At 54.3% G+C, this 6,000-nt stretch carries 6 protein-coding genes and 1 pseudogene; 5 read left to right on the top strand and 2 right to left on the bottom strand.

Annotation, left to right across the window (positions count from 1 at the left end; genetic code table 11):
* The first annotated feature begins 455 nt into the window (after window positions 1-455).
* The 3 genes from BITS_RS05680 to ybaK all read left to right on the top strand — a co-directional run bounded on the left by BITS_RS05680 (window position 456) and on the right by ybaK (window position 3,212).
* Window positions 456-1,202, top strand: a complete 747-nt coding sequence (locus tag BITS_RS05680) for a thiamine diphosphokinase (RefSeq protein ID WP_238556555.1) — start codon at window positions 456-458, stop codon at window positions 1,200-1,202.
* Window positions 1,203-1,441: 239 nt separating this feature from the next.
* Complete coding sequence (gene gap, locus BITS_RS05685; RefSeq protein ID WP_026642556.1) at window positions 1,442-2,500, top strand: type I glyceraldehyde-3-phosphate dehydrogenase; 1,059 nt, start codon at window positions 1,442-1,444, stop codon at window positions 2,498-2,500.
* A 205-nt stretch (window positions 2,501-2,705) separates the two neighbouring features.
* Window positions 2,706-3,212, top strand: coding sequence for a Cys-tRNA(Pro) deacylase (gene ybaK, locus BITS_RS05690; RefSeq protein ID WP_026642557.1), 507 nt, complete (start codon window positions 2,706-2,708; stop codon window positions 3,210-3,212).
* 38 nt (window positions 3,213-3,250) lie between these two features.
* Here the strand turns inward: ybaK and BITS_RS05695 are convergent, their stop codons facing one another.
* The gene (locus tag BITS_RS05695; protein WP_195838139.1) at window positions 3,251-4,243 is read right to left on the bottom strand and encodes a 4-hydroxy-3-methylbut-2-enyl diphosphate reductase; all 993 of its coding nucleotides are present in this window, start codon (window positions 4,241-4,243) and stop codon (window positions 3,251-3,253) included.
* Between the two features lie 259 nt (window positions 4,244-4,502).
* Here BITS_RS05695 and BITS_RS05700 point away from each other — a divergent pair, with 259 nt between their 5' ends.
* Window positions 4,503-5,456, top strand: coding sequence for an aldose 1-epimerase family protein (locus BITS_RS05700; protein WP_026642559.1), 954 nt, complete (start codon window positions 4,503-4,505; stop codon window positions 5,454-5,456).
* A gap of 125 nt (window positions 5,457-5,581) precedes the next feature.
* Window positions 5,582-5,656, top strand: coding sequence for a 50S ribosomal protein bL37 (locus tag BITS_RS09725; protein ID WP_369803150.1), 75 nt, complete (start codon window positions 5,582-5,584; stop codon window positions 5,654-5,656).
* A gap of 149 nt (window positions 5,657-5,805) precedes the next feature.
* Here the strand turns inward: BITS_RS09725 and BITS_RS09235 are convergent.
* A pseudogene (locus BITS_RS09235) lies at window positions 5,806-6,000 on the bottom strand (IS256 family transposase); the annotation flags it as partial.

Raw genomic sequence — 6,000 nt, forward strand, 5'->3', positions numbered from 1 at the left:
TCCATATATTGTCGAAATGTAACAGCATTCTACATGAAACATGGGTAACGAAAAACCCGATTTGAGTTACCTCATATTCGTGCAGTCAACCACCTGATCCACTCCTCCAAGCCTCAGGCTCGGCCCCGTGCATGCCGGTTGCCGGGGCAACATGATACACCTGCGGAATTTGAAGTCAAACGCTTGGCATTCCGCCATAATCTCGCAAGGCGCTGCACCGTTTTTCTGTAATGCCAACTCTTTTCGCGGCTTTCAGGATTCACGACTTCACCGCTTATCATCACACTGTTTGCACACCTTTTCCCTGGTGTTCATACGATCGTATGAACACCGTACGGCATCGTCGCTCTCAGGCAGCTGCGAATCCTCCTCATATTCGAAGGCAATGTCAGGAATCGACCGATCAATATATGCATGGATCTGGCTAGAGTGAATGCCATGACTGAGCGGAAGATTTGCCTGGTATTTGCCGCAGGAGAGTATTATCACCTCGATCAACCTCTTCCAACACCCTGGAAAACCATGCTGCATGGCGATCAGCCTTATGCGTCGCAGCCGACGGCGGAGCTGATCATACGCGGCGCGCAGCCATCCACCCCGATGTGGTCATAGGCGATTTCGATTCCATCCAGGAAGGCCTGCCCAGCGATTCCCACGTTGTGCGACTTTCGCCAGACAAAGACGACACCGATATGATGGCGGCCCTGAAAATCGGCTGGTCCCAAGGATGCAGGGAGTTCCATATATATGGTGCATTGGGAGGACGTATCGACCACACCATTTCCAATATCCAGATTCTCGCCAAGCTCGCTCGCCAAGGCGGTATCGGCTACGCATACGGCAACGGTTCTATTCTGTGCGCAATAAGCAATGCAGAGCTCCTATTCGACGGTGACCAAACCAAGGTCGGCGGCATCGTATCCGTGCTTTCCCACGCGGACACCTCATACGATATCGACGAAGAAGGCTTGAAATTCAAACTCGACCACGCCACTATGACGAATGATATGGTGCAGGGGGTAAGCAATGAATTCCTCCCGGGAACGCCTGCACGCATAGCCGTGGGAGCTGGCGTCATCACCGTAACCTATCCCATTGCAGCAGGATTGCCCCAATGGCAGCCCCATATTCATATCGATGGAGACCTCGGTCCCATCGATACCGGCGCATCCCAGGCACTGGCCCACCCGAATATGCGGTGAATGGCTGCGTGTGCAAGAGGCATGGCAAACACCTGGCAGATCACCTGTGGCGTTGCGCACAAGCAAATTGATGTGAACGTTCACTGTCTGGCAATAACCCATATATCGCAAGTGTTACGCCTGCGGCAAGCAAGTCGATTGCCCTCGTACAGACGGCGCATTAGAGTAGTCAATGTTGGATAACAACGGCTGCGGTGCACCTTTGCGTGCTTCCGCGCCCACCTCCAAGGGAGAACTACATGACAGTAAAGATTGGCATCAACGGCTTTGGCCGTATTGGTCGTCTCGCTTTCCGCCGCATTTTCGATTTGCAGCAGAGGGGCGGAGAAGCCGGTGATATCGAGGTCACCGCAATCAACGACCTGACCTCGCCTTCCGCCTTGGCATACCTGCTGAAGTATGACAGCACTCATGGCACCTTCAAGCATGTCGACGGCACCCCAGTCGAGGTTTCCGCCACCGATTCCGCTATCGTCGTGGACGGCAAGGAATACCCTGTGTATGCCGAGCCTGATGCAAACAACATCCCGTGGGTCAAGAACGACGGTGTCGAGTTCGTGCTCGAGTGCACCGGTTTCTACACCTCCGCCGAGAAGTCCCAGGCCCACCTGAACGCCGGCGCCAAGAAGGTGCTGATCTCCGCTCCTGCAAAGGACGAGACCACCCCTACCGTCGTCTTCGGCGTGAACCACGACATCCTCAAGGCTTCGGACAATATCGTGTCCGCCGGTTCCTGCACCACCAACTCCTTGGCCGCAATGGTCAAGCTACTCAACGAGAAGTGGGGCATCAAGGCCGGCTTCATGACCACGATCCACGCCTACACCGGAACCCAGATGATTCTGGACGGACCTCGCGGCAAGAAGGAAGGCCGTGCACTGCGCGCTGCAGCAATCAATACCATTCCTCACTCCACCGGTGCCGCCAAGGCCATCGGCAAGGTTGTTCCTGAGGTCAACGGCAAGCTGCAGGGACACGCTCAGCGCGTCCAGGTTCCAGATGGATCCATCACCGAGCTGACCAGCGTTCTGGAGAAGAGCGCAACCACAGAGGAAATCAACGCAGCGTTCAAGGAAGCCTTCGAGAACACTGACTTCTACGGCTACAACGAAGACGGCATCGTCTCCGGCGACATCGTTGGCGACACCCACGGTGGCCTATTTGATCCGACTCAGACCGATGTCAATGAAGTTGACGGCACCACCCTCGTGCGCACCGTCGCCTTCTACGACAATGAGTACGGCTTCACCTCCAATATGGTGCGTACTTTGGCATACTTCGCAGAAATCGCTGAGTAAACCTCACGTCGCTTAACAAATGGCCTCGCCTTGGTGCGGGGCCATTTGCATATCTGAGCACAGCGCGCATATTCTTCAGGCAACGCATCCAAAAGCAATCTGAATCCCGCATGCAATTCCTGTATGCAAGCCAGCGCTATCATCGTCTCAGGTTCCAGCTCCTTCGCGGGCTCACCCTTAGACCCAGCGTCGTATTATGGGGCCCATGGCAAAGAAATCACGAAAAGAAACCGCTGCTTCAACTCCTGCAACGGCCCAACTCAATAAGGCAGGCATCGAATTCCAAACATTTTCATATGACCATGACCGTGATCATATGGATGAGGGATATGGTATCGAAGCGGCATCAAAGCTCGGATTTGCACAAGAACAGGTATTCAAGACCCTGATGGCAGATACCGGCGACGCCCGGGTAATAGGCGTAGTTCCGGTCAGTGGCCATCTCGACCTCAAGGCACTCGCAGCCGCTGTAGGCGCAAAAAAGGCCAGCATGGCCGACGCAAAAACCGCCGAACGAGAAAGTGGATATGTTCTGGGAGGCATCTCCCCTCTCGGACAGCGCACACGGCATGTCACCGTACTCGATGCAAGCGCCATGCAATATGATCAGATTCTCGTTTCCGGAGGAAAACGAGGATTCGACATTGGTATCAATCCTCAGGATTTGGTAACTGTGCTCAATGCCGTCGTTGCACAAATCGGCACTTGGTAGAGCGCTCAGTGCGCCTTTTGCTCACGATTCGCCGGGTCTTATCGCAGTGCCGCGGGTAGCACGAATTTCATATTCTCCTTCACCGTCTCCTCATATGTGATATCGGTGAAATCCAGTGTGCTCAACCAATCGACAACGCCTGATACCAATTCGTCCGGGACCGAAGCTCCTGAAGAGATGCCCACGGTGTCTACCCCATCGAACCATTCAGTCTTCAGTTCTCCGGCATCATCGACTCGGTGAGCCTTGCCCCGCTCACCAAGGGATTCCTGAGCAACCTCCATCAACCGCACTGAATTGGAGGAATTGGCAGATCCCACAATAATGACGCAATCGCTGCGTTGGGCCATGGCCTTGACTGCTGTCTGCCTGTTCTGGGTCGCATAACAAATATCCGAGCTCGGCGGTTCCTCGATCCATGGGAAGCGTTGTTTGAGCACTGCCACCAAATCCGCCGTCTCATCAACGCTCAATGTTGTCTGGCTGAGCATGACCAACTTGCTCCCAGGCTGGAAATGCAAGGAATCCACATCATCCTCATGCTCGATGAGATGCACATGCTCAGGCGATTCCCCGACCACGCCAATCGCCTCATCATGCCCACGATGGCCGATGTACACGATTTCGTATCCGTCACGTACAAAACGCAGGACTTCTCGATGCACCTTGCTGACCAAGGGGCACGTCGCATCCACGATATACATCCCGCGTCTGCGCGCCTCTTCCTGAACGGTCGGCGAGACGCCATGAGCGGAAAACACCACAGGAATCCCCGCCTGAACCGCATCATCCGGTATCTCATCCAGCTCGTCTACGAACACCGCACCTTGGCCTGCGAGCTCATCGACAACATGCCTATTATGAACGATCTGCCGGCGCACATATACGGGTGGAATATGGCCTGGTGCCGATTCAGGACGAGCCGCCTTCAAAATGGTTCGCACTGCGAGTATCGCTCGATCCACACCGGCACAAAACCCTCGTGGATCCGCCAATATTATGCGCTTATTCACACCAACCGCCATTCGCATATCCCTTATTACTGTGCATTACCCGCAATTGAGCAAAATACATGAAGCTTTCGCACTCTGAAGTCAATTGAGCCATCACCACAGAGCGAACTCCATCATTGCACATACTTGGCGATTTCTCAGCTTTCGCCACATGATATCCCCAAGTTTCCCAACGGGCTGAATGAGCAAACCAAGTCTGCGCCGCTCTTCAATCGTTAGGCATCGCGGTACGATAGTGAGCGGTAACAACCGTGCATTCACTATGGGAGTGACAGATATGATCAGCAGGCAATTGCCGCCGCGCACAGGCCAACAATTCACGATTGCATACGGCGAGTATCGCGCAGTCATAACCGAACTTGGCGCCACACTGCGCAAGCTCACGTATCGAGGAGAAGATATCACCGTTCCGCTCGGACCGGACGATGCCGTCACTTGCTGCCACGGGCAGATTCTCATCCCCTTCCCCAACCGCATCGAAGGTGGCGAATACACTTTCGAAGGCACCACATACACGCTGCCTATCGACGAACATGACCGCAACACCGCCATCCATGGCTACGGCTACCGATCGTTCTGGAAGTTGGAATCCGCCGACGAGAACAGCGTTTCGCTGTCCTGGCGCGTTCCCAATATGAACGGCTATCCCTTTGATCTTGTGGTTCAGGCCACCTACACCTTGCAAGAAGATGGCTTGAGATTGAAACTCGAGGCATACAACCACGGAGACTCAAATGCACCGTGGGCCGCTGCCATCCATCCTTGGCTGGCAAACGGACTTCACGGATACGGTGACGAGATCGACGGTCACAATGCGCAATGCCGTCTGACCGTTCCTGCCGACACACATGTGACGGTTGACGAGAATCTCATTCCAACCGGAACCGAAGGTGTGGATGGCACCAAATACGATCTCCGTAAAGATCCTCTGCTTGTCGATCAGCCTTTTGACGATGCCTGGACCAATGTGCAGCATGATGATGACGGCAAGGTCACAGCGGTACTCACCCGTCCTGATGGCATGCGCGTGTTTGTCGGCGGCGATGAAAGCATTACCTCATTCCAGGTATGCACCGGAACGGGCTTCCCTGCATTCCAGCATCCTGCAGGTGTCGCAGTGGAGCCACAAACCGCCTATGCAAATGCATTCAATACCGGCGATGAGCTTATTGTCATCGAACCGGGGCAAAGTTCGGCTACTGAATTCTTCATTCGCGCTCAGGCAGCCTGAACGCTTCGGATTTCGCGCGCGCATTCCGCGTCATACGCCATGATTTCGCCACTGTGACTTGTGTACGTCTCGCCGATGTGCGATAATCCCGTAGGCTTATTAATTCTTGAGTAAAGGAGTCCATTATGGGCATGCGTGGACGTAAGCGCAAGGCACGTCGCAAAAAGGCAGCTAACCACGGCAAAAGGCCAAATGCCTGATCCGTGCCAACTGTGTTTCCGGTGACACACCGGAAACACTACGAAATGACCCCGTCGGATGAACTATCCGGCGGGGTCATTTTCATTCAGCAAGCATTAAGATCGCAGATATACGGGTTATAGGCCAAATTGTGTGTCTGGTGGTGGTTTTATTCGGTGGCGTTTGGGTATCTGGTGCTGGTGTGGAATTCGTTCCAGTCGATGCCGGTTCCGTATCGGTTGGGTATGCCGAACGTTTCGTATGCGGCCTTGGGGCTCCTTTCCATGCCAGCCTGTGGAGTTCCTCGATTTTCTGGTCGGTGAACTGCGTTTTCCACCAGTCCAGGATGCGGGTTCGGGATGTT

This window comes from Bifidobacterium tsurumiense, assembly GCF_000741765.1.
GTDB lineage: Bacteria > Actinomycetota > Actinomycetes > Actinomycetales > Bifidobacteriaceae > Bifidobacterium > Bifidobacterium tsurumiense.

What these genes read in the sequence shown, in the direction of transcription:
- BITS_RS05700 (WP_026642559.1), top strand. Translation starts at nt 4,503, where the DNA reads ATGATCAGCAGGCAATTGCCGCCGCGCACAGGCCAACAATTCACGATT.
- ybaK (WP_026642557.1), top strand. Translation starts at nt 2,706, where the DNA reads ATGGCAAAGAAATCACGAAAAGAAACCGCTGCTTCAACTCCTGCAACG.
- gap (WP_026642556.1), top strand. Translation starts at nt 1,442, where the DNA reads ATGACAGTAAAGATTGGCATCAACGGCTTTGGCCGTATTGGTCGTCTC.
- BITS_RS05695 (WP_195838139.1), bottom strand. Translation starts at nt 4,243, where the DNA reads ATGCGAATGGCGGTTGGTGTGAATAAGCGCATAATATTGGCGGATCCA.